Genomic DNA, 23,072 nt, shown 5'->3' with positions numbered 1-23,072 from the left:
AACACGCTTCGTCGGAGGATGGTGTGTCGAGTCCACATCACACCCTCATTGGGCCGACCCTGGTGAGCGCCATATCTTTCGCGGCCACCGTTTGAGCCAATCTGGAAGGTCGCACCTGCGGTGCTTACGTCGGCATTGCCTTCCAGCCCGACACGAACATCACTGTCGGCGGAGCGATAGGTCCTGGTGGTCACCCGTCAGTCGGCATCGGACGCACCTCCGCATGTGCTGACACGCGCCAGGTCCCTTAAAACCTACGCGTCGCCTGCGAACGCAGCATCCGCCTGCGTCAACTCAAACGGCCACTCAGAGCTCCAATGGAATACCCAAGAGTCTTTGCAGCTCGGTGTGCTCCAGCCCGTCGACCTTGTCGATGAGCTTCAGGCCCTGCGGCGTGCAGGCCAGGGTGGCCAGGTCGCTGTAGATGCGCTTGACGCAGCCGATGCCGGTGAGCGGGTAGCTGCACTGCGCCACCACCTTGCTCGCGCCCTGCTTGGTGAGCAGGTCCATCATCACCCAGGTCTGCTTGGCGCCGATCGCCAGGTCCATCGCACCGCCCACGGCGGGAATCGAACCCGCTTCGCCGGTGCTCCAGTTGGCCAGGTCGCCGGTGGCCGAGACCTGGAAGGCGCCGAGCACGCAGATGTCGAGGTGGCCGCCGCGCATCATGGCGAAGCTGTCGGCATGGTGGAAGAACACGCCGCCGGGCAGCAGCGTCACCGGCTGCTTGCCGGCGTTGATCAGGTCGTAGTCTTCCTCGCCCGCGGCCGGCGCCGGGCCCATGCCCAGGATGCCGTTCTCGCTGTGCAGCACCACCTCGATGCCCGGGGGCAGGTGGTTGGCCACCAGCGTGGGCTGGCCGATGCCGAGGTTCACGTAGGCGCCGTCGTGGATGTCCTGCGCCACGCGGTGCGCGAGTTCGTCCTTGGTTCTTCGGGTGTAGCTCATGGAGTCTTCCTCAGGCGGCGGTCTTGAAGCCGCCGGCCTGCGTGGCCACGCGGGGAATGCGCACCACGGCGCTCACGTGGATGCCGGGTGTCACCACGGCCTCGGGGTCGAAGCTGCCGAGTTCGGCGATCTCGTAGACGCTGGCGATGGTGCGCTTCGCGGCGGTGGCCATCACCGGGCCGAAGTTGCGCGCGGCCTTGCGGTAGGTGAGGTTGCCCCAGCGGTCGCCTCGCTCGGCCTTGATGAGCGCCACGTCGCCGAAGATCGGGTACTCCAGCACATAGGACTTGCCGTTGATCACGCGCGTTTCCTTCGCGCTGCCGTCGGCGTTCTTCGCGAGTTCGGTGCCGAAGCCGGTGGGCGTGAAGAAGGCGCCGATGCCGGCGCCGGCGGCGCGCAGGCGCTCGGCCAGGTTGCCTTGCGGCACCAGCTCGAGTTCGAGCTGGCCGCTGCGGTAGAGCGCGTCGAACACGTGGCTGTCGGCCTGGCGCGGGAAGCTGCAGATGACCTTGCGCACGCGCCCGGCCTTGAGCAGCGCGGCCAGGCCGGTGTCGCCGTTGCCGGCGTTGTTGTTGACCACGGTGAGCTCGCGCGCGCCCTGGTCGATCAGGCCGTCGATGAGTTCACCGGGAATGCCGGCGGTGCCGAAACCACCGATGAGCACGGTGGCGCCGTCTTCGATGCCGGTGAGCGCGTCTGCGATAGAGGGGGAAAATTTGTCGATCATGGCGTGTCCAGCAGTAGTGCAGCGTTGTCCTGGAACTTCCTCTGTTACCCAGGCCGCACGCCTTCATAGGCGCGTTGCAACAACTGGCGGATGTCGCCGCGCTGCGCCAGGCCAAATGGCTGAGGGTTCCAATACGGGTTGCTGACCGCAATGTCGGCCGCTCGATCCAGGTCCTCCGCTCTCATGCCAATGTCCTTCAGCGCCACTTGCGCTCCATTGTTGAGGGCCAGATCAAACAGCCCAGCGCCTGCGGTGGCCCGGCCTGTGATTCCAAGTGCGCGAGCGATACGCGCCATGGCGTCAGGCGCCGCCACGGCATTGAACGCCATCGCTTGAGGCAATATGACCGTGTGTACCTCGGCGTGCGGTAGGTTGAAGCTGCCACCTAAGGTGTGGCACAGCTTGTGGTGAAGTGCCATGCCGACATTGCCCAGAACCGCGCCGCACAGCCAAGCACCGTACAGCGCATCGCCGCGCGCAGCCACGTCGTCCTTCCGTGCGCGAATGATGGGCAAAGCCTGCGCGATAGCGCGTATACCCTCCTCTGCCATCAGCTCCATCACGGGGTTGCTGTCTTGTGCATACAAACCTTCGGCGGCATGCGCAATCGCGTTCATACCGCTGGTCACACTCATTGCGACGGGCAAACTCAACGTCAGCTCGGGGTCGTATATGACCGTGCGCGGCAACACGCGCGGGTCTTTCCCGGTTTTCTTCAATCCCGCCTCGGTGATGCCGTAGATAGGCGTCATCTCCGATCCCGCATAGGTCGTCGGAATGGCCAGAATGGGCAAGCCGGAATCCATGGCGATGGCTTTTCCTAGACCTGTGGTAGACCCACCTCCAATGGCAATCGCGCAATCGGCACCCAAGCGGCGAGCCTCTTCGCGCGCCTCGCGCGCCGTTTCTATTGGTACGTGCATCACGGCCCGTGGAAAGATGCCGACCGCTCGACTGCCCAGGCGGTCCGCCACCATTTGGGCCTGATCCTGCTGCTCGGGGGTCGACAACACCAGCGCCATGCGTGCGCCCAGGAACTCTATTTCCCGCTCCAGGTGCTTTAAAGCACCCGCACCAAACACCACCCTCGAGGGTTGCCCGTTGTAGACGAAGTCCTTCACTGGAGCCTCATTTCTTCAACCTCATAGTCCACCTGATGCCGCTCGATTCGGATGCCCACCAGCTCATCCCTCACTCTCAGATGCTCCGGGTTGCTTGCATACGCTTCCAGGGCCGCTTGCGATTCGAACTCGCTGTACAGCACCACATCGCAGGCGTAGTCAACCTGACTGGCATCAACGCCGATCTCAAGATGAATCAGTCCGGGGACGTGCCTCCTCAAGCCATGAAATGCGCTGCGCACGAGATCGATATTGCCGCGCTTCTCTTCTGGTGTGCTGCCGCGCACGTTCCACATCACGATGTGACGGATCATTGTCTGCCTTTCAAATCGTAGACGCGTCATGCTGAAGCGTGCGAGGATTCATGTCGCTGGGATTCAGCACGAAGTCATATTCGACGAGGTAGCTCCCGTCGGCCTGCCGCTTCCAGTCGGCGATCAGCGACTGGCGAACGCCAAACACAGCGTCAGAGTCAAGGTAAGGATCGTCGCTGCGGAACACATGCGTGATGAGCGTTTCATAGCCTTCGGCCTTGATCATGAAATGCAGGTGAGCCGGCCTCCACGGATGGCGCCCAGCCGCCTTCAGCAGATCACCCACCGGACCATCATGTGGAATGGCGTAAGGGACCGCCAGAATGGATCGGAAGTGATAGTGGCCCTGTTCGTCGGCATTGAGGATGGCTCGCGCTTGCGCGTGACCAAGTTCCGCGTGCTGCACGTCATACAGGCCGTCTTCATCGGACTGCCAGACGTCGAGTTCGGCATTCGGCACAGGCCCTCCGTCAATGCCGCGAACCGTCCCCCGAACCAGGCAGGGTGTACCGCGGGCGCCGTTTGCAATGTCCGATCCAAGTTCGTGATGCGGCGCTCCCTCCACGTGGAACGGGCCGAATACAGTCGCTTCGGTACAGCCTTGCGGCTTGTCGTTGTTCATGGCCACCGTCAACATCGACAGCCCAAGCACGTCAGACAGCAGAATGAACTCCTGGCGTTTGTCATCGGTGATGTGGCCGCATCGCGTGAGGAACTCGATTCCTTTTAGCCACTCCTCTTCGGTGAGTTCGACTTCGCGCGCAAACGCGTGTAGGTGGTTGACCAAACTGGTCATTATTTTTTTGAAGCGCGGGTCCATCGTAGGTGCATGGCGTGCGAGCACGGCTTCGGTGATGGTGTTCTGATCAAGGTTACGCATATTTCTCTCCTTGGTGGTCAGTCAAGCTGCAGTTGTGTCTGTCGCGCGATGACGCCCCATCTGACGAAATCCTCCCGGCCACGCCGCTCAGCTTCCTGCGGCGTGCTCGCCTCGACCCGAAGGTCCATCTCGGCCAACCGCGCCTTCATGGCCGTCGTCGTCAGCGCAGTGCGGACTTCGCGCTGAATCTTTTCCGCGACTGCGGCGGGAATGCTCGCAGGTGCCATCAGGGTTTCAAAGAAGGTCGCGTCGAAACCGGAGTACCCGCTTTCGGCCACCGTCGGCACGGTGGGCAGCAACACAGAGCGCTCCTTGCTGGAGACAGCGACCGCCTGCAGCCGGCCTGCCTGCACATGCGGCAGAACGACGGAGGAGACAATGAAGCCGCAGCCCACGTGGCCCGCCAACACGTCCTGCGCGGCAGGCCCCGGGCCCTTATAGGGCACATGCGTCTGCTTTGTCCCAGCGGCGCTTAGCAGCATTTCCATGGCCATGTGGCTGGGTGTGCCCGGCCCGCCAGAGGCGTATGTGTTAGAGGGCGGTAACTGGATGAACTTCGAAAGCGTGTTGACCCCAGATGCGGGATTGCACACCAGCATCTGGTTGAAGCTCGCGAAGTAGGTTATTGGCCTCAGTGCTTGCCGCGGGTCGAAGCCCAGCTTCTTGTAAAGATGCGGATTGATCGTCAACACCGTGTCGGGGCCGACCAGCAAGGTGTGGTCGTCCTTGGCTTGGGCCACGTCGGCTGCCGCCACATTGCCACCAGCTCCAGGCTTGTTCTCCACGACGACGGGTTGCTTCCATGCGGCCTGCAATGCAGGCTGGATCAACCTCGCAATCACATCGCCCGGCGTACCTGGGGGGAAGGAAGATACCAGGCGAACCGATTTGGTGGGCCATGTCTGTGCGTGCGCAGGCGTGAGCACCGTAACAGCTGCGGCAATGAGCGGCAGCCAGAAGAGTGGGCGGATTGGCACCTTCATGATATCTCCTTGATCGTGGGGTTATCGACCGGTGACGTGCATCAGCACACGCTTCGCATCGTCTCCGTTCTTGCCACGCCAAGCGACAATTTGGTCAGGGCGAATCAGCACCAATGGTGCTTCGTACAGCTCGCTCAAAGACGCCTGGGGCAACCTGACGACGCGCAGGTCTACGGAAAGCGTCTGGGCAGCGCTTTCGAATGCGACAGTGGCAGGCGCCTCTGGACCCAATGCAAGCAGCGTCCACTCGCTGTGAAAATGGTCGAACAGCGACGTCCCATCCTCTAGCCACGCATGCGGTGGTCGTCCACCCGGACTCGCGGTCGGGATGTAGGCGTTCGGCTCATCCGGCGGGGGCACGGCACCATCGCTGACGATGATTGGCGATGCGTCGTAACGACCACCGAAGGTAACGCCAGGAATGTTGAATTCGAGTCGTGCATGTTGATTGAGGTGAAGGGAGGCCATCTGCCGCTCCTCCTCTCCGTGTACCGATTCCTCGTCAAGCACAGGTTTCGCGCTGAACAGGCCCACGGAGTCAGCAAAACGCCGCGCAAAGCCTGTATTGCGTTCCGCAAGCGGCTTGCGCTCCGCTTCGTAGCTGTCCAACAGCGCCTGGGGCGCTTGACCACGGACAACACTGGCCAACTTCCATGCCAAGTTCACCGCATCTTCCACGGCGGTGTTGTAGCCCAGACCACCCGTCGGTGTGAAAAGATGGGCAGCATCGCCAGCGATGAAAACACGCCCACACTGCAGGCGTTGGGCGACCAAGGCGTGCCCTGCAAGCCATGTTCCCATCGAAAGAATCTCCATCGGAACTTCGGCACCGACGGCCTCCTTGAAAACGCGACGGGCATCGGCCTCCGTCCACGCATCGGCGTCCTCACCTGGGCGCAACGCGGCGTGGAATGCATATTCGGCGCGGCCATCTACGGAGGCCATGAATGCACGTCGTTGGTGATTTACCGCGACGTACATCCATGCCTTGGGATATTTCAGAGCCGAGAGAAACTCCGGTGATCGCAAGTAGATGGCGAACATCTTTCCACCCATGAACTCGCGTTGGATGCCGGTGACGCCCCCCCACTCGATGCCCAGCTCCTTGCGGACAAAGCTGCGCGCGCCATCAGCGCCCACCAGAAACTTGGCAACCACCTCCTGCGCAGGGCCTCCCTCGGTGGGACGGACCATGGCGCTCACGGCGTCGCCGTCGTCGTAGAAGCGCTCCAGCGTCCAGCCGTAGCGCACGTCATTCGTCGGCCAAGACTGCGCATGGCCTCGCAACACCTCTTCGACGAACTTTTGCGACACACGGTGCGGGAGCTCCGCTGCGCTCCAGGAGCCGGCCATCTCCTTGATCTTGACCACCGCCTCGGCCGCGGTGGGCAAGCGGATGCGCGCCAGTTCGTGGCTCGAATAACGAGTGAAATAGGCAATATCCGTCGGATGGTCGGCAGGGAGGCCCAGAGCGCGCACCTCCTCGGCGAATCCCAGCCTTCGGAAATGCTCCATGGTGCGTGCCTGAGTCGCATTGGCTTGGGGATTGAAGGCTGTGCTTGGCTTTGCGTCGACCATCAAACAGCGAATGCCGCGGCGGCCGAGTTCGATTGCCAGCATCAAGCCGCACGGACCACCCCCGGCGATCAACACGTCGGTTTCGAGGGCCTGTTTCTGGCCATCACTGGTATGGTTTTCAATGTTCATGGGTTATCCTGCTCATTAATAAAATTATTAGTTAGGTTACCAAAATATCTGGCGGAAGGCTACCAAAAATTCCTATGGAAAACCCGAACGATCCGCTCGCCTACCGATGGCGCACACACAATCCGGGCCGCGTGCTCAGCAATGCCTTGCGCCGCTTCGAGGAAAGGGTCATGGCCCTCATGCGCGAAGCAGGACATTCGCAGACACGCCTCTCCCACGTGAACCTGACACGGCATCTGGACCTGGAAGGCACTCGCATCACTGAACTAGCAAGGCGGGCTTCCATCACCAACCCTGCGATGACGGAGCTGATCGACCAGTGCGAAACGCTGGGCTTGGTCGAGCGCGTGCCGGATTCAATGGACAAGAGAGTCCGTGTTGTGCGCTTCACGCCAGCGGGCCTGGCGTGGTTGACTGCATTCGGGCGCGCCGTGGCCGAAGCCGAAGCCGAAATGGCAAATGAGATCGGCGCGCGCGGCATGAAAAGCCTGTTGACAGATCTTGCGAGCTACGCAGCCGCTATGGAGCCCTCCATCAACTGAGGCACCCGGTCAGCCGCGGAGAAAGACGCGGCATCACGCTGGCACAATGCCCCCGCGTCGAAGCCGATTGACTCGCAAGGCCCGCCGCTCAGACGTGCATACCGCCGTCGACCATGAAGATGCCGCCGGTGGAAAAACTGCTGCGTGCGCTGGCCAGGAACAGCGCCATCTGGGCGATTTCCTCCGGTCTGCCGTGTCGGCCCAGCGGAATCAAGCCGTCGAGCATCTGCGTCGCGTCGCGCCCGACCACGGATGTGAGCCGTCGTTCGATATTGGCCTGAAAATCATTTTCGATCGGTCCCGGGGCGATGATGTTGACGCGAATGCCGCGTGCCGCCCCTTCTTTTGCCGCGACGCGCATCAGCCCCACAAGCGCATGCTTGGAGGTGGCATATGCCGCGATACCAGGGTCCGCCGTGACCGCGACCACGCTGGCATTGATGAGCACGCTCGCACCGTCAGCAAGCAGGGGGAAGCCATGCTTCAGCGCGAGAAAAGCGCCGCGTACGTTGACGCGTATGACCGCGTCGAACACCTCCTCGGGATAGTCGTCAATGGGCGCAATCGCACCGTTGATGCCCGCATTGCAGAACAGGAAATCAATGGATCGGCCCCAGCGCGCGTGCGCCCCTTGCAAATAGGCACGGGTTTGCGAGCTGTCGCCCACGTCCGCGACGGCCCACGCCACGCGCTCGCCGGCGTCCAGTTCGCGCACGGCAGCGCGAAGCTCTGCGTCCTGACAGTCCACCAGCCAGATCCGCGCACCCTCCTCCACAAGCGCGTGGGCGGTCGCTCGTCCCACACTGCCCGCGCCACCCGTGATGACGCACACCTTGTCCTGCATTTCGCTGTACATTTGACGCTCACCCACCCAGATACGCCCGTCGCACACTGTCGTCGTCCAGCGCCGCGGCAGCTGAACCACCTCCAGACATCACACCGGTGGCCATCACGTAGGCCCGGTCACCCGCCCGTAGGCTCAGGTGCGCGTTCTGCTCAACGAGCAGGATGCCGACGCCGGTTTCGCGGATGTGGCCCAGCGACTGGAACAACTCGTGTGCCATCAGCGGCGAAAGCCCTAGAGAGGGCTCGTCGAGCAGCAGGATGTCCGGCGCGGACATCAGCGCACGCCCGATGGCGACCATTTGCTGCTCGCCACCACTCATGGTGCGCACCTGCTGACTCAGCCGTTCGGCGAGGCGCGGAAACAGGGCCAGTACGGTCTCGAGGGTTTCCCCCTCCTTCGGCCGAGCGCGCGGCGGAAAGGCGCCCAGCGCCAGATTCTCAGCCACACTGAGTTCGCTGAACACGCCGCGTCCCTCCGGCACCAGCGCCAGACCGGCGTTGACGATACGGTGTGATGCCATGTCCACGAGTGACTGACCGTTCAACGTCACCCGCGCACCCGGGTGAGCGGTTGTGAGTCCGGCCACGGCTTTGAGCAAGGTCGATTTGCCCGCGCCATTTGCACCGAGCAACACCACGATTTCCCCCTGTGCCACATGCAGCGCGGCCCCGCTGAGTGCGCGGTGTCGGCCGTAGGAGACGGAAAGGTCAGCGACTTCAAGCATGGATCGCCCCTCCCAGGTAGGCCCTCAGCACTTCGGGGTGCTCCAGCACATCGGCCGTCGTGCCTTCAGCAATCTTGCGACCCGCATTCATGACCACACAGCGATTGCAGAGGGCCCGAATGGCCTCCATGACGTGTTCGACCATCAAGATGGTCAAGCCATCGTCGCGAATCTGTCGCACCAGAGCCATGCCGTCCGCGAGCTCCGTGGGGTTCAGACCTGCCAGCCATTCGTCCAGCAGCAGCAACCTGGGTTGCAAGGCCAGAGCACGCGCCATTTCGAGGCGCTTCTGGTCGATGTAAGTCAACTCGCCCGCCATGGCTCCCGCCTTGTCGGCCAAGCCAACACGCGCCAGCAGCGCAGACGCGCGCTCTCTTGCAACGGTCCCCCAGACCCCACGAGGTCCGAACGCCAGGCCGCTGATCACGTTTTCCAGGCAGGTCAGGTTCGCCGGCACGCGCACGAGCTGGAAGGTGCGCGCGAGACCGCGGTGCGCGAGCCGGAAGGCAGGCAGATGTTGCGCGGCCTCACCATCGAATTCGACCGTGCCTGCATCGGCGACCAATCCACCCGAGATCAGGTTCATCGCCGTGGTTTTGCCGGAACCGTTGGGTCCGAGCAAACCCAGGATTTCACCGGATGCGATCTCGAAACTCAGGCCATCCACCGCACGCAGGCCGCCAAAACTGCGCGAAAGGCCTTGCACGCGCAAAAGCACTGAATTCATGCCTTCTGCTCCTTGCGGCGCCGGGCCAGCCAGCCACTCACCGCACCGGACACACCATGGGGAACGAAATAGACGATGACCATGAACACCGCGCCCAGCAAAATGGAGAAATGGTTGGGAAACTTCGCCGAGAGAAACTCAAACAGCAGCGACAGGGGTATGGCGCCGGCCAGGGGGCCGAGCAGGCTGCCCGTGCCACCCAGCAGTGCCATGATCACGACCTGGAAAGACAGGACCGAATTGAAGGAGATAGCGGGGTCGATGTAGGTCCAGCGCGGCGCCATCACCGCACCGGCCAGGGTGATGAAGGCCGAGCTGGCGACAAAGAGCAGCAGCTTGGCGCGCGTCACGTGTATGCCAATATGCCGTGCAACGGTCTCGTCTTCACCGATCACACGCAAAGCCAAGCCCAGTCGCGACCGCTGCACCCACCAGCTGAGGGCGAAAACCGCCGCAAGCAGCGCCAGCAGTTGCCAATAGATCTGCTGGCTCGTGACGTCCAGGAACACATAGCGGCCCAGGGTCTTGGTGACATTGACCTCGTACCAAGTGACCAACTGGCGCACGAGTTCGGCCAGGCCGAAAGTGAAGATCACGAAATAGATGCCAGAAAGGCGCAATGTCGCCATGCCGATGAGCAAGGCGAGCAGCGCGCCCACGCCCACAGCCACGCAGAAGACCAGTGGCAACGGCAGCGTGTCGCCCAACACCGCGACGGCATAGGCACCGATGCCGTAAAAGGCCACACTGGCCAGCGACACGTAGCGCGTGGGGCCGGAGAACAGCGCCCAGGCAGTGGCCATGAGCGAATACTGAGCCAGGTTGATGGCCAATCCCAGGTAGTAGTCGTTGCCACTGAGCACGGGCAGCATTGCGGCGAGCAACAACGCTGCCAAGGTCAGGAAAAGGGAGCGCTTCTGAGGCAGCTTCATCGTACGGGACGTCCAAACAGCCCCGCGGGACGCCACATCAGGACCGCCAGGAACAGCAAATAATTGACGGCCAGGGTCAGGCCGGGATCTATGAGGCGTGCCACGAGGGTCTCGGACAAGCCAAGCAGCAGGCCAGCCACCAGCGCACCCGCCACGTTGCCCACCCCGCCCATGATGACGACGATCAGCGCCTTCATCGTGAACAGCACGCCCATGGACGCACTGAAGGTCAGGAACATGCTCACGAGCACGCCACCAGCAGCCACCAGCGCGCCGCCGGCCGCAAAGGTCAACGCGGACACCTGACGCACGTCGATGCCGACCAACGGGGCATTGCCGGGCGCCGTCGCCACCGCACGCACAGCGGCGCCGGCGCGCGCGTACGTCAGGAAGGCATAGAGGGAAAGCGCTGCCAGCACCGTGAAACCGAACATGATGAGCCGGTTGAGCGAGATGGCGGCGCCCCCCACGGACACCGCTTCTGCGGCATAGGAATAGCTGTGGTAAGCGCCGCCGAAGATCACCAGCATCACCCCTTGCACGACAAAGAGCAGGCCAAAGGTCGCCAGCAGACTGTCAACCTCCAGCGCTGGTCCGGCCCTCGTTCGTCGGACCAGTGGAGTGAGCAACAGCTGGTACACCAGCCAGTTGGCGGCGAATCCCACCGGTAGCGCCAGCGCCAGCGTGACCAATGGACTCACGTGCAACCACGTGAACAGGCCATAGGCGCAGAACGCTGCGGCAATGAGCCACTCACCGTAGGCCAGGTGCATGATGCGCGCCACGCCGTATTGCAAGGTCAGTCCCATCGCGATCATCGCGTAGAGGCCGCCCAGCGTGAGGCCGAAGAGCAGCAGTTCAATCAGCAATTGCATTTTGCGTCGCCAGGTCTCTTGGGCTGTTGCTCACGCCGCCTTCCAGGCGGGTTTGAGCTGCACCTTCTTGACACCAGACTTGCTGGCGGGCGCCACACCGTGGAATTCGCCGTTCTGCCATTGGCCGACGATCCAGATGTCCAGCGATTGCTGGTCGGTGTACCTGATCGTCCCGTTGGCGGTTTCGAAGCTGCCCTTATTGATCTCGGCGATGACGGCGGCACGGTCCAGCGTGCCGGCGCGCTCGATAGCCTGCTGCAAAACCTGCAGCGAACTGTAGATGGTGATGTTGCTGAAGCGGTCGGGTTCTTGACCACTCAGCTCCACGTGCTTCTTGTGGAAAGATGTCCACCGCGGATCGTCGACGTTGACGCCGCCCACACCCATAACGCCTTCTATATTGGCGCCGAAACGCTGCTTGTACATAGGAAAGGCCGTGCCGATACCAACGTAGAAAACCTTCGGATTGAAGCCCGAGACCCGCGCCTGTTCGGTGAGCGCCACCGTGTCCGGCGGATAGGAGAATGCGATGAAAGCGTCCGGATTCGCGCCCTTGGCATCGTTGATCAACGGCGACATGTCCTGCGTGCCGACGGGATAGGCTTTGTCGTAAACGAACTGGAACCCGTACTTGGCGGCCGCCTTGCGCGCACCGCCCGACAGGTCGACGCCGAAGGCGTCAGAGATGCTGACCATGGCAAGGCGGTTCCCGATGAGACCGGCCTTGCGCTGAGCTTCGAGAGTTTCCACCAGTTGCTCGCCGTACATTGTGCCGCCGCCTTGGTGGAAGAAGATGTTGCGCCAGCGCTTCACGAGCTGCGGCGCGAGATCGGTGATCGCCGACACCGCGAGATGCGGGTAGTTGTATTTGTTGAGCGTGGGGGCAACCGCGAGGTTGAGGGCCGTACCCCAGGGCGTGAACACGAAATCCACTTTGTCCTGCGTGGCCAGGCGCTCGTAAGCGCGCACCGCCTCGTCCGAACTGGAACGGTCGTCGTACTCGACGACCTCGACCGGCAGCCTCCTGCCCTTGAGGTTGATGCCGCCGGCGGCGTTCACCTCCTTGACCCACATGTTGTAGACCGGCGTGTTCTGCGTGGCCGTGCCGCCCGCGTTGGGGCCGGTCTTGGAGGAGGAATAGCCAATTTTGATGGCCGTTGTCTGCGCCTGCAGCAGTGAAGGCGCGCCCAGCGCGACCGCGCCGCTCAATGCGGCCCCTGCACGAAGAAAACTTCTCCGGTTGCTCATCTCAAGTCTCCTTATGGTCATGTTGTGCCGTCAGCCTGCGGCAGGGTTCGCGCACTCCAGAATGCGCATCGCTCGGAAAAGACGGGTAGGCCGCAGGACCGTCAGCCCGTCATCAGCAAACCTCCATTGACGTCCAAGGTGGCGCCAGTGACATAGGCCGCATCGGCGGAGGCTAGGAAAAGTACGCTGTTGGCGACATCCGCACTCTCACCCAGACGGCGCGCCGGAATGGTTTCGACCGTGCAAGCGATCTCCGCAGGACTTCGGATCGACCGGTAGCGTTCGGTTGAAACGACCCCGGGCGCCACGGCATTGACCGTGATCCCGTCAGGCCCAGCCTCCCGTGCCAGATGCCGTGTAAATCCAAGCACCCCGGCCTTGGCCGCCGCATAGTGCGAAGTCACGGTGACCACCCCACCGCGCACGAAAGACGACACATTGACGATGCGCCCGTATCGCTGCAGTCGCATCGTCGGCAGCACGGCCTTCGAGAGAAGAAACGCGCTGGTGAGATTGAAGCGAAGGATCCAGTCCCACTCGTCCTCGGGAATGTCCTCGGTGCTCCGCAACGCCTGGAAGCCGCCGGCGTTGTTGACCAGAACATCCACGCGCTTCCACCGCGCCAGCGTGCTGTCCACCGCCCGCGTCAAATCCTCGCTCCGGGTCACGTCCGCGACGACGGTCATCAACTTGTCTCCGCCCGTCGCGGTCGCAAGGCTTTCGAGACCGCTCTGGTCGATATCCAAGGCGGCCACATAGGCTCCTTCGCTCGCAAACGCGCAAGCGATCTCTCGCCCTATGCCTTGCGCCGCGCCAGTCACGATCACGACCTGTTCCTGGAATCGCATGGAATGGCCCCACCCGTGCTCAGCCATGTTGCAACCCCGCGGCAGAGACACCAGCGATGCAGATGGCCTCATCTTCATCACCTGTGCCACCACTCGCACCCACTGACCCGATAGCTTCGCCAGCCGCGTTCTTGATGAGCACTGCGCCTGTCTGAGGCAAAAATCGCCCCCCCGAGGTCGCCGCCAGCGACACAAAGAAGTTTGGGTTGTCTTTCGCGCGGTCGCCCAGCACGCGGCTCGAAACGCCCATGCCTATCGCACCCCAGGCTTTGGCACGCGCAATGTCGAAGCGCAGCATGCTGGCCCCGTCTTCACTCGCGAAAGCTTTCACATGGCCGGCCGTGTCCAGCACAGCGATGGCCATGGGCTTGTATCCGGCCTGCTTTGCAACGGCGATTGCTGACGTGATGATGTGCTGGGCCTGAATCAGTGTGATTTCTGCCAAAAAGTTCTCCCAAGTTAAATCGCTGGAGCCAGTGTGAATGCGTCGAAGCACGAGCGGTACATGCTCACGAACACCGGGCATGACAGACAAGATGCGGCGGGGTCAGTCGGCTTGGATGCCACGATCGCGGATCAGCTTTCCGAACCGCTTGAAGTCTTCCGCCCCCTTGCGGCCGAACTCGGCGGGCGTCAGCGGCAACGCTACGTTGCCGATCGCCACGATGCGCTCCTTGGTTGCCGATGTGCTCAGCACACGGTTGACCTCTGCATTGACACGATCAATCACGGCCGGAGGCGTTCCCGCGGGAGCGTAGAGCCCAAACACAGCATCGGCATCGAAGCCCTTCAGTCCCAGTTCGTCGAGGGTCGGCGCGTCGGGCACCTGAGGCGCTCGATGAGGACTGCCCACCGCCAGCATGCGCAGCTTGCCCGTCTTCACGTGCTGCAGGGCGATGCCGGGGTCGAAAAGAAATTTGATCTGCCCGCCCAACAGGTCCGTCAGTGCGGGTGCAGCTCCACGGTACGGGACGTGCACCGCGAACGTGCCTGTCTCGCTCTTCATCATCTCCGCCGCAAGGTGCGGCGAACTGCCGTTGCCTGGTGAGCCAAAGGATCGTTGACCAGGGTTGGCCTTCAAGTCGGCGAGCAGTCCCTTGAAGTCCTTCACCGGGTCGTCGGCACGGACGACCAGGTAAAAGGGCACTCGAGCAACCGATGCCACTGGCACCAAGTCTTTGGCTGGGTCGAATGGCATCTTCTGATACAGATGCGGGTTGATCGATACAGTGCCACCGGACGCCATGAGAAAGGTGTAGCCATCGGCGGGCGATTTGGCGACGAAATCGGCGCCCAGGTTCCCCCCTGCCCCGCCTTTGTTCTCCACCACAACAGGTTGACCCAGCGCCTCATTCAGCGCCGGAGCAATGAGTCGGGCCAACTGGTCGGCTGCGCCGCCAGGCGCGAAATTGACGATGATCTTGATCGGTTTGTTCGGCCAACTCTGAGCATGCGCGATCGTGCCCGTTGTGAGACCACTCGAAAGCACCACCGTGGTGAGCAGCGTCTTCATCATGTGCTTCTCCTGCTATCAGAACGGGTAGTGGCGGGGGGTGGTCTGCACCGTGATCCAGCGCAGTTCGGTGAAGGCGTCAATCCCGGCACGGCCACCAAAGCGGCCATAGCCAGAGTCTTTGACACCGCCGAATGGCATCTGCGCCTCATCGTGCACAGTGGGACCGTTGACGTGGCAGATGCCAGATTCGATGCGGTTGGCTACGTCCCAGGCGCGCGCGATGTCGCGCCCGAACACGGCAGCCGACAAGCCATAGGGGTTGTCGTTGGCCACCCGAACCGCTTCGTCGACACCATCCACACGCACGATGGGCTTCACCGGACCAAAGCTCTCGTCGTGGTAAATGCGCATGTCGGAAGTCACATGGTCAAGCAGGGTCGCAGGCATCAATGTGTTCTCTGCCTTGCCGCCGCATACCAACTTGGCACCTTTCGCGAGTGCGTCGTCGATCAGCGCGTTGCAGCGCTCGACCGTGCTGGCATCCACGACGGAACCCAGCACCACCGGCCCCTTTCGAGGGTCACCGAGAGGCAGTTTGGTGGCCTTGGCGGCCAGTCCCGCCACAAAGGCATCCGCAATCTTGTTGTCCACCACGATGCGCTCGGTGCTCATGCAGATCTGGCCGCTGTTGGCAAAGGCGCCGAATGCTGCACCGTTGACGGCATCGCCGAGGTCGGCATCGTCCAGAATGACCAGCGGGGCCTTGCCACCCAACTCAAGCACGGCTTGCTTCAGATACTTGGCGCATGTGGCGGCAAGCAGTTTGCCGACACGGGTGGACCCCGTGAAGTTCACACGACGCAATGCCGGATGAGCGACGATGGCTTCGACCACTGCGGCGGCATCGGCGGGTGCGTTGGTGACGAAGTTGACGACGCCGGGAGGGAAACCGGCGTCCTTGAATGCTTCGACGATCAATCCATGCGTGGCAGGACTGAGTTCCGATCCCTTGAACACCACGGTGTTGCCGCAAGCCAAGGGCATGGCAATCGCGCGCACACCCAGAATCACCGGAGCATTCCACGGCGCAATGCCCAGCACCACACCGGCGGGCCGGCGCACCGCCAGCGCCAGGCTGCCAGGCACGTCCGATGGAATGACCTCTCCGCTGATCTGGGTGGTCATGCCGGCGGCTTCCTGCAACACGCCGACGGCCAGATGGACGTTGAAGCCTGCCCATGGCGCGGCAGCCCCGGTTTCGGCAGCCATTGACGCCGTCAGTTCCTTCGCCTTGGCCTCGAGGGCGTGCGCAGCCTTCAGGAGCAGCGTCCTGCGTTCCCCGGGTCCCGTGCGCGACCATGCAGGGAAGGCGGCGGCAGCGGCCTCGACGGCGGCCACCGCATCATCGGTTGTGGCAGCGGGCGCCGTGGTTGCCACCGTGCCATCAAGCGGGTTTCGGCGTTCAAAATTAGCGCCATTGCTCGCTTGCCGCGACTCACCATTGATCAGCATCGAAATCTCGTTCACAAAGTGTCTCCTTAGGTAGTTGAAATGGGGTGCGTCAGGCGACTTCGACTTCGATCAACATCGGCTGGGCTGCCTGCAAAGCCTGTTCAAGTGCCGGTCGAAGTTCATCCGCATGCTCGACACGAAGTCCGCGAACACCTTGCGCGGCCGCCAGTCCCACGAAGTCGAGATCGGGGAGATCGGTGCCTGGCACAGGATCGCCGGGCTGGTAGCCAAAGAACCGCGCGAACTCATGCATCGCGGCGTAACGCCGGTTCTTCAGGACCACGGTCGCCATCGGCAAACCCAGCTGTGCGGCGCTCCAAAGCGCCTGTATCGCGTACATCGAAGAACCGTCACCCACAAGAGCGATGACGCGCGCTTCTGGCTTGCCCAGCGCCACGCCGGCGGCCGCGGGCAAACCCCAGCCCAGACCACCGCTGCACATGGTGTAGAAGGTCTCGGATTCAAAGATCGGCAGATGCGCGTGCATGATCGGCCGCGCACTGGGGGCCTCTTCGACAATGATGCTGTCGCGCGGCCGGACATCGGTCAGTGTCTGCAGCACCCAGTCCACCGGCAAGCGCTCCCCTGGGGCAGGCTCGGGCACTCGCTGGGGTCGCACGTAAGGAGCAGGCGCCGGCCTGCGTGCGGGGATGGGCCGCTCCAGCAGATCCAGCAGGCCAAGCCGAACACTGCCGACCACCGACGTGCCCGTGGGTGCCCAGGCCGCAACCTGTGGGTCCTCGGTCAACTGCACAAGCTTGGCCCCGTCTGGCAGGTGCGCTCCTTCACCCTCGACGTGATAGGTGAACGCGGGCGCGCCGAGGGCGAACACTAGGTCGTGTCCGGCAAGACGCTCAACAATTCGATCACGCATGGCCGGCAGAAAACCAGCCCACAGAGGATGGTCTTCAGGGAAGCTGCAGCGCCCGGACATAGGTGCGACATAGACGCGTGCGTTGTGCCGTTCGGCCAGCCGGACAGCCTCATCCCAAGCGCCGTCGCGATCGACGGATGCACCGACCACAATGGCTGGTGCGTGAGCGGCATCCAGCGCCTCTCCAATCTTCGCCAGAAGTCCAGGCTCGGGGCGCACGTGGCGGCTGACTTCTCGGGCATCGACTGGCTGCGTCATGACCTCCCAGTCGTCAGAAGGAATCGAAACCAGCACCGGCCCCCGCGGCGGCATCATGGCGATGTAGTAGGCTCGCGCAATCGCCAGCGGAACATCTTCGGCGCGCGCAGGCTCGACACTCCACTTCACATACGGCTTCGGGAGTTCGGGAGCCTGCGCAGACCCAAGAAAGGGGTCGAAGGGCAGGATCGAGCGCGCTTGTTGACCCGCAGTGATCACCAGTGGCGTGCGATTCTTGAAAGCCGTGAAGATGTTCCCCATCGCATGCCCGACGCCTGCTGCCGAGTGCAGGTTGATGAAGGCTGCATTGCCCGTGGCCTGGGCATAGCCATCCGCCATCCCCGTTACGACGCACTCCTGCAGACCCAGCACGTACTTGAAGTCATCGGGAAAGTCCCGGAACAGCGGAAGTTCGGTCGAGCCGGGGTTTCCAAACATGGAGGTCATGCCGAAGGCTCGCAGCAGCCCGTATACGGCCTCTCTAACCGTCACCAGCTCTGCTCCTTCATCCTGCCCGGACGTGGCAGGTGTAGCCAGCGCAACGCGTTGATCCATCGGTGTCTCCAACTTGAAAAAAGCGAGTCTCGCTGTGACAATGGAATGCGTCAATGCAATGAACGAGACATCACAGAATCCAAAAAATGAATATTGATCAACTCGACATGAACCTGCTTCGGCTGTTCGAAGCCGTCTACCGTCTGGGCAGTGTCAGTCGCGCGGCCGATGCGATCGGTCTTTCGCAACCCGCCGCCAGCCAGGGTTTAACGCGGCTTCGGCTGGCACTCGGCGATGCCTTGTTCGTTCGAGCGGGCGGCAGTATGCGACCGACACTCCGCGCCGAGCGATTGGCCAGCGTGGTCCAGCCGGCAATTGCGGCGATCCAAGGCGTTCTCAGGGAGGACGACGCCTTCAATCCCTCAGACTCCAAGATGACGCTGCGACTGCATATGAGCGACATCGGAGAGGCTCGGCTGTTGCCTGATTTGATCGCCGCGTTGCATCGGCATGCGCCTGGTATGCGTGTGCAAGCAGCCCCGTTGCCGCACGCCGAGATTGCCGATGCACTTGAGACCGGGACAATTCACTTTGCGCTGGGATTCCTGCCATCGGTTAACGGAACGCAGCGGTTGGAACTGCTGAGCGACCGCTATGCCGTCTTGGTGCGGGCTGGGCATCCGCTGCTGGCTGAAAAGAAGAACCGCACATCAACGCAAGATCTGCGTCGGTTGGAGTTCGTCGCTGTACGTTCGCACTCTGAGACGTTGCGCATCCTGCAAGAACTCGGGCTGGACAGCAGACTGGTACTGACCTCGGAACATTTCCTGGCATTGCCCGCCATCATTGAGCGCACTGACCTTGCGGTGGTGATGCCGCGTGCCATTGCGCTGGGCTTCATCAACACCGAGCGCTACGCGGTGCTGTCGAATGCGTTGCCACGCAGCACATTCACCGTATCGCTGCACTGGAGTCACCGTTTTGAGGTCGATCCGGCACATCAGTGGTTGAGGCGCCTCTTCGTCGAGCTCTTCACATAGAACGCACGACGGCCTAGAAGCAGGCCTTGACAAGACGTCCGACGCGCTACGGCCGCACGGGAATCAACGCCAGGGACGACGTGGCATTGGCGATGACACGAGTGCCCTGCGCGTCGAATAGCTTCGCGTGCGCAAACGCAATTTGCCGCCCCATCCGGTCCACGCCCGCCACCGCGACAAAGTGCCCCTCCTCCCCCGCTGTCTGCATGTTCACGGTCAAGCTGATCGTCGCGCACGTGAAGCCAGGCTTCAATCGCGAGAGCACAACCATGGCCATCGCCATGTCCAGCATGCTGGCGAGTGCACCACCGCTGACCACTCCATTGCCCTGCGTCGCGGTGTGGGGGACGATGAACCGCAGGATCAGTTCTTCACCTCGCGATTCAATCAGTTGAGTCTCCAGACTGGCCAGTGCAGGATTGAAGTCAAAGGGCACATTGCGGCGCCCGCTGGTCACGGCCTCGACCACCTTCGATCGGGTTGGGTTGTCGTCGCGCGGTCCCTGCGTCATGTCACGTCTCCCCATCGCGCTTCGGCCTAATAAGACGCCAGATCGCGGGCTACTCTGACAGGCCCAGAAAAGAACTTCCGCGCGCTCTCTACATAGATCGAATCCGGCTCCTCTCGTCCTGGAATGAGGTGAGTCAGCACCAACTCTTTCACTCCTGCCGCTTGGGCCAGCTGACCCACGTCTTCAGCCGTCGTGTGATCTTGAACCATGTGCTGGTAAAGTCCTTGCGCCAGCAGCGGGGGAAGTTCCCGCTTAAGCTTTCTCTCGATTGACGGCAGGTCAACGACCTCGTGAAAGAGGATGTCTGCACCTCGAGAAAACTCGGTCATGGCTGGACACTTCCCCGTATCTCCACTAAAAACGACGGTCTTGTGAGGCGTTTGGAAGCGGTATGCGAACGACTTGTCTTCTCCACGCGCGCCCCCTGCAGGGTCGGGATGGAAGTGACAATTCTCCATGGCTGTGACGGTGATCAGATCATCCTTATAGACAAGGCCGGAACCGGGTATGTCGTGTGCCCGGAACATTTCCTCAGGCTTGCGTAGACCCTTGGAGTCTGCCATGCGAATGCGCGCATTCGGGGCGAAGTACTGCAGGAATCCACGGAGCATTGATTCGGTGCCATCAGGTCCCCAAACGTGAACATCCGCACGACGGCCTGTGCTCCAAGCAAGACCCATGAGCGTGCCCCAATCGGCGTTGTGGTCGTCGTGGTTATGGGTGATAAAGATGTTGTCGACCTTTCGGAGATCCAAACCAGCCGCCAGGATCTGACGACCCACACCATTGCCAGCATCCACAAGATAAATCCGATCGTTGACAACCACCGCATTCGCAGGTTGTGCGCGCTCAAGCGACAACAAGGGGCCGCCAACGGTGCCGAGCGTGATGATGCGGGTTTGCGCCGTGGCCACAGCCGCGAACACCATCAATGCAAAGGCGACCATATTCGTTCGAATTTTTCCAATGTTCATTTTTGTCTCCGGGGTTAGATGAATCTGAAATCCCACGTGTCAAGGACCCAGCAAGATGCTGCGGGCTTGGTCCGTGGTGGCGACTTCGTAGCCGAGATCACAGATGATCCGTGCCGCCTTGGCTACCAGTTCGGCGTTGTCACTCGCGAGTTTTCCCGGTGACACGTACAGGTTGTCCTCCAGTCCAACCCGCACATGGCCGCCAAGAATGGCCGCGGTCGCCACCATGGGAAACTGGTCTGTTCCGATGCCGAAGGCACTCCACTTGGAGCCAACGGGCAGCAGACGCCGCATCTCGTCAGTCACCGGGGGTGTGGCGGGTGCGCCCCAGGGGATGGACAGGCACAGCTGGAAGTAGGCACTCTTCGGGATCGCGCCGGAGGCAATCAGGTGGCTGGCCAGGCGCGCGTGACCGAGGTCGAACACTTCCAACTCCATAACCACACCCGCCTGCGCGATCAGCGCAGCCATCTCGCGCAGGTGGCTTACGGGGTTCACGAAGGTGGCCTCGCCAAAGCTCATGGTGGCAACGTCGAGGCTGCAAATGTCGGGCCTGAGCTTCACCACATGGGCCACACGCTCTTGGGGTGTCATCAACTCGGCATCAGCAATGGGCACCACCCGGAACGGCGCGTCCGTCGGAATCGTGAGCATGGTGCCGGGGCCGGTGGTGAGGTTGATCAGCACGTCGACGCTCGATGCCCTGATGCGTTCCACGACTTCCTCATAGAGAGCCAGCCGGGTCGATGACTTTCCAGTGTCCGGGTCACGCACATGGATGTGCACGATGGACGCGCCGGCCCGTGCCGCGTCGATGGCCTGCTCTGCGATCTCCTGCGGAGTGGCGGGCACCGCCGGGTTCTTGGCGCGGGTGTCACCCGCTCCTGTCAGGGCGCAGGAGATGATGACGGGAGGACGCTTGTTCATGGTGTGTCTCGTGAAGAATGGAAAGAGGCGGGCGTGGCAATGCGCGTCGGACGATGTTCTTATGCAACGTATCGATACGACTCGTATCGATTGATATCGTACAGCTCGGCAGCACGATGCGTCAATGACGGTCTCCATCGAATGCCGGTGCCTGAAACCCAGGGACAACACCAAGCACTGTGCGCTTGCTTCCGCTCACGGCATGCCCGGTAAGGGTTTACATCCTTTGATGGCGGCAGTCGGTTCAAACCAAAAGTCGATCAAGCCGCCTTCCCGGCGGCCACACTCCGGGTTTGTCCCAATGAGTGAACGTGTCGGGAAGACTACATTGCTGAATAGCAAGACGCCACGGATCGTATTGCTAAATTCATACAGATCTGGCACCCATACCGGGTGCCGCAGCACAGGAGATCAGCATGGTCCAAGGTTTGATTCGAACGCTCCCCATGGCGCTGGCGCTGGTTGCCAGTGCTTTCACGCCCATTGGGGCACACGCGCAGAGCGAGCCCATCCGCATGGGGGCCGTCGTATCCGCCACTGGGCCGGCGGGCTTTGTAGGCGACCCGCAGCGCAAGACACTTGACGTCCTCGTGCGCCGGGTCAATGAGGCTGGCGGCCTTCTGGGGCGAAAGATCGAACTGACGGTCTACGATGACCAGTCGGATCCCAACAGCGCCAACACGTTTGCGAAGCGGCTGATCGAGTCCGACAAGGTAGACATCGTGCTGGGCGGCACCATTTCGCCGGCCGCCATGGCCATGGCGCCGCACGCCGAGCGCGCTGGCGTGCCTTACATCTCGACGGGGGCAGCGCAGGCGCTGGTCGATCCGGTCCGCAAGTGGGTGTTTCGTGTAACCCCGTCGGACCGGCTGCAAGCCCAGCGGATGCTGCAAGACGTGAAGGACCGAGGCTTCACGCGCATCGCGATGCTGTCCGAGAACAGCGGCTTTGGGCAGTCCGGACGCAAGGAGATCCTTTCGGTGGCGGAGAGCCTGGGCGTGCAGGTGGTGGGTGAAGAGACCTTCGGTGCCAAAGACAGCGACGTGGTGCCGCAACTCACCAAGCTTCGTGGGTTGAAAGACGTTCAGGCGCTGGTCTTCTTCTGTGGCCCCGGCCCCGCCGGCGCGATGACCATGAAGAACTACACACAGCTGAGCATGACGCAGCCGGTGTACATGCCGTCCGCCGTGTTGAGCCCCGAGTTCATCAAGGCCGGTGGCGCAGCAACCGAGGGTGTGCGCATTCCAGCGCAGGCTTTCGTGGTACCCGATGCGCTGCCCGACAGCGACCCGCAAAAGAAGCCGGCACTCGACTATCACCGCGTCTACCGCGAGGAGTACAAGGTCCCGGCCATGCCGTTCGGCGGCCCCACTGCCGATGCATTCAACATGGCTGTGGATGCGATCAAGCGCGCTGGAAGCACCGACAAGGCAAAGGTCCGCGATGCGCTCGAGTCCACCTTCGGCTATGTGGGCCTGCTGGGTGTCTACAAGATGACGCCCGCCGACCACAACGGCCTGAGCGTCGATTCCTTGCGCATGCTTGAAGTCCGCGGTGGCCGCTACACGCTGGCCAAGTGATCCCGGTCTGACTGGAAATTTT

General features: G+C 62.2%; 24 protein-coding genes. 3 read left to right on the top strand and 21 right to left on the bottom strand.

The annotated features are described in order from the left end of the window. Positions 1-306: 306 nt before the first annotated feature. Genes AC1Q9M_RS19280 through AC1Q9M_RS19250 form a run of 7 tightly spaced genes read right to left on the bottom strand, consistent with a single transcriptional unit; the run spans position 307 to position 6,680 of the window. On the bottom strand, positions 307-948 hold the full coding sequence (locus tag AC1Q9M_RS19280) for a 3-oxoacid CoA-transferase subunit B (RefSeq protein ID WP_492435206.1): 642 nt from the start codon (positions 946-948) through the stop codon (positions 307-309). A 10-nt stretch (positions 949-958) separates the two neighbouring features. Beyond that, a complete protein-coding gene (locus AC1Q9M_RS19275; RefSeq protein ID WP_492435204.1) occupies positions 959-1,675 on the bottom strand; it encodes a 3-oxoacid CoA-transferase subunit A in 717 nt (238 codons plus the stop codon). Between the two features lie 44 nt (positions 1,676-1,719). After that, a complete protein-coding gene (locus tag AC1Q9M_RS19270) occupies positions 1,720-2,796 on the bottom strand; it encodes a maleylacetate reductase (protein WP_492435202.1) in 1,077 nt (358 codons plus the stop codon). Then, complete coding sequence (locus AC1Q9M_RS19265) at positions 2,793-3,110, bottom strand: Dabb family protein (RefSeq protein WP_492435200.1); 318 nt, start codon at positions 3,108-3,110, stop codon at positions 2,793-2,795. The genes AC1Q9M_RS19270 and AC1Q9M_RS19265 overlap by 4 nt, the downstream gene beginning before the upstream one ends. A gap of 10 nt (positions 3,111-3,120) precedes the next feature. Beyond that, positions 3,121-3,990: an intradiol ring-cleavage dioxygenase gene (locus AC1Q9M_RS19260; protein ID WP_492435198.1), complete on the bottom strand. Its 870-nt coding sequence runs from the start codon at positions 3,988-3,990 to the stop codon at positions 3,121-3,123. Between the two features lie 17 nt (positions 3,991-4,007). Further along, positions 4,008-4,973, bottom strand: coding sequence for a Bug family tripartite tricarboxylate transporter substrate binding protein (locus AC1Q9M_RS19255; RefSeq protein ID WP_492435196.1), 966 nt, complete (start codon positions 4,971-4,973; stop codon positions 4,008-4,010). 21 nt (positions 4,974-4,994) lie between these two features. Then, the gene (locus AC1Q9M_RS19250) at positions 4,995-6,680 is read right to left on the bottom strand and encodes an FAD-dependent oxidoreductase (protein ID WP_492435194.1); all 1,686 of its coding nucleotides are present in this window, start codon (positions 6,678-6,680) and stop codon (positions 4,995-4,997) included. Between the two features lie 74 nt (positions 6,681-6,754). Here AC1Q9M_RS19250 and AC1Q9M_RS19245 point away from each other — a divergent pair, with 74 nt between their 5' ends. After that, on the top strand, positions 6,755-7,222 hold the full coding sequence (locus tag AC1Q9M_RS19245; RefSeq protein ID WP_492435192.1) for a MarR family winged helix-turn-helix transcriptional regulator: 468 nt from the start codon (positions 6,755-6,757) through the stop codon (positions 7,220-7,222). Between the two features lie 88 nt (positions 7,223-7,310). Here AC1Q9M_RS19245 and AC1Q9M_RS19240 read toward each other — a convergent pair whose 3' ends face one another. The 11 genes from AC1Q9M_RS19240 to mdlC form a co-directional block, all read right to left on the bottom strand. Continuing rightward, complete coding sequence (locus AC1Q9M_RS19240; protein ID WP_492435190.1) at positions 7,311-8,078, bottom strand: SDR family NAD(P)-dependent oxidoreductase; 768 nt, start codon at positions 8,076-8,078, stop codon at positions 7,311-7,313. 7 nt (positions 8,079-8,085) lie between these two features. Next, the gene (locus AC1Q9M_RS19235) at positions 8,086-8,793 is read right to left on the bottom strand and encodes an ABC transporter ATP-binding protein (RefSeq protein ID WP_492435188.1); all 708 of its coding nucleotides are present in this window, start codon (positions 8,791-8,793) and stop codon (positions 8,086-8,088) included. After that, a complete protein-coding gene (locus tag AC1Q9M_RS19230) occupies positions 8,786-9,520 on the bottom strand; it encodes an ABC transporter ATP-binding protein (protein ID WP_492435186.1) in 735 nt (244 codons plus the stop codon). Before AC1Q9M_RS19230 ends, AC1Q9M_RS19235 begins: the two co-directional genes overlap by 8 nt. Further along, complete coding sequence (locus AC1Q9M_RS19225) at positions 9,517-10,452, bottom strand: branched-chain amino acid ABC transporter permease (RefSeq protein ID WP_492435184.1); 936 nt, start codon at positions 10,450-10,452, stop codon at positions 9,517-9,519. The genes AC1Q9M_RS19230 and AC1Q9M_RS19225 overlap by 4 nt, the downstream gene beginning before the upstream one ends. After that, the gene (locus AC1Q9M_RS19220) at positions 10,449-11,327 is read right to left on the bottom strand and encodes a branched-chain amino acid ABC transporter permease (RefSeq protein WP_492435182.1); all 879 of its coding nucleotides are present in this window, start codon (positions 11,325-11,327) and stop codon (positions 10,449-10,451) included. Before AC1Q9M_RS19220 ends, AC1Q9M_RS19225 begins: the two co-directional genes overlap by 4 nt. Positions 11,328-11,357: 30 nt before the next feature. After that, entirely contained in the window at positions 11,358-12,575 is a 1,218-nt protein-coding gene (locus AC1Q9M_RS19215; RefSeq protein WP_492435180.1) for an ABC transporter substrate-binding protein, read from the bottom strand. Positions 12,576-12,676: 101 nt separating this feature from the next. Continuing rightward, positions 12,677-13,423 (bottom strand): SDR family NAD(P)-dependent oxidoreductase, encoded by a 747-nt coding sequence (locus tag AC1Q9M_RS19210; protein WP_492435178.1) that lies wholly within the window; start codon positions 13,421-13,423, stop codon positions 12,677-12,679. A gap of 19 nt (positions 13,424-13,442) precedes the next feature. Continuing rightward, positions 13,443-13,868 carry a GlcG/HbpS family heme-binding protein gene (locus tag AC1Q9M_RS19205; RefSeq protein WP_492435410.1) on the bottom strand — a complete coding sequence of 142 codons (426 nt, stop codon included), beginning with the start codon at positions 13,866-13,868 and terminating at the stop codon, positions 13,443-13,445. 102 nt (positions 13,869-13,970) lie between these two features. Then, positions 13,971-14,936 (bottom strand): Bug family tripartite tricarboxylate transporter substrate binding protein, encoded by a 966-nt coding sequence (locus AC1Q9M_RS19200; RefSeq protein WP_492435408.1) that lies wholly within the window; start codon positions 14,934-14,936, stop codon positions 13,971-13,973. An 18-nt stretch (positions 14,937-14,954) separates the two neighbouring features. Further along, positions 14,955-16,406, bottom strand: a complete 1,452-nt coding sequence (locus AC1Q9M_RS19195) for an aldehyde dehydrogenase (RefSeq protein WP_492435176.1) — start codon at positions 16,404-16,406, stop codon at positions 14,955-14,957. 34 nt (positions 16,407-16,440) lie between these two features. After that, complete coding sequence (gene mdlC, locus AC1Q9M_RS19190; protein WP_492435174.1) at positions 16,441-18,078, bottom strand: benzoylformate decarboxylase; 1,638 nt, start codon at positions 18,076-18,078, stop codon at positions 16,441-16,443. 86 nt (positions 18,079-18,164) lie between these two features. Between mdlC and AC1Q9M_RS19185 the strand changes: the two genes are divergently transcribed. Next, complete coding sequence (locus AC1Q9M_RS19185) at positions 18,165-19,058, top strand: LysR family transcriptional regulator (protein WP_492435172.1); 894 nt, start codon at positions 18,165-18,167, stop codon at positions 19,056-19,058. A gap of 46 nt (positions 19,059-19,104) precedes the next feature. Here the strand turns inward: AC1Q9M_RS19185 and AC1Q9M_RS19180 are convergent, their stop codons facing one another. Genes AC1Q9M_RS19180 through AC1Q9M_RS19170 form a run of 3 tightly spaced genes read right to left on the bottom strand, consistent with a single transcriptional unit; the run spans position 19,105 to position 21,470 of the window. Further along, the gene (locus tag AC1Q9M_RS19180; RefSeq protein WP_492435170.1) at positions 19,105-19,569 is read right to left on the bottom strand and encodes a PaaI family thioesterase; all 465 of its coding nucleotides are present in this window, start codon (positions 19,567-19,569) and stop codon (positions 19,105-19,107) included. A 26-nt stretch (positions 19,570-19,595) separates the two neighbouring features. Further along, complete coding sequence (locus tag AC1Q9M_RS19175; protein WP_492435169.1) at positions 19,596-20,543, bottom strand: MBL fold metallo-hydrolase; 948 nt, start codon at positions 20,541-20,543, stop codon at positions 19,596-19,598. Between the two features lie 39 nt (positions 20,544-20,582). Further along, positions 20,583-21,470: a beta-keto acid cleavage family enzyme gene (locus AC1Q9M_RS19170; RefSeq protein ID WP_492435167.1), complete on the bottom strand. Its 888-nt coding sequence runs from the start codon at positions 21,468-21,470 to the stop codon at positions 20,583-20,585. 416 nt (positions 21,471-21,886) lie between these two features. On the opposite strand from AC1Q9M_RS19170, the gene AC1Q9M_RS19165 reads away from it, so the two are divergent. Beyond that, positions 21,887-23,050 carry an ABC transporter substrate-binding protein gene (locus tag AC1Q9M_RS19165; RefSeq protein WP_492435165.1) on the top strand — a complete coding sequence of 388 codons (1,164 nt, stop codon included), beginning with the start codon at positions 21,887-21,889 and terminating at the stop codon, positions 23,048-23,050. Positions 23,051-23,072 lie beyond the last annotated feature (22 nt).

The organism is Hydrogenophaga sp. GW823-FHT04C09, assembly GCF_058796355.1.
This window is presented reverse-complemented; position numbering and strand designations above follow the sequence as displayed.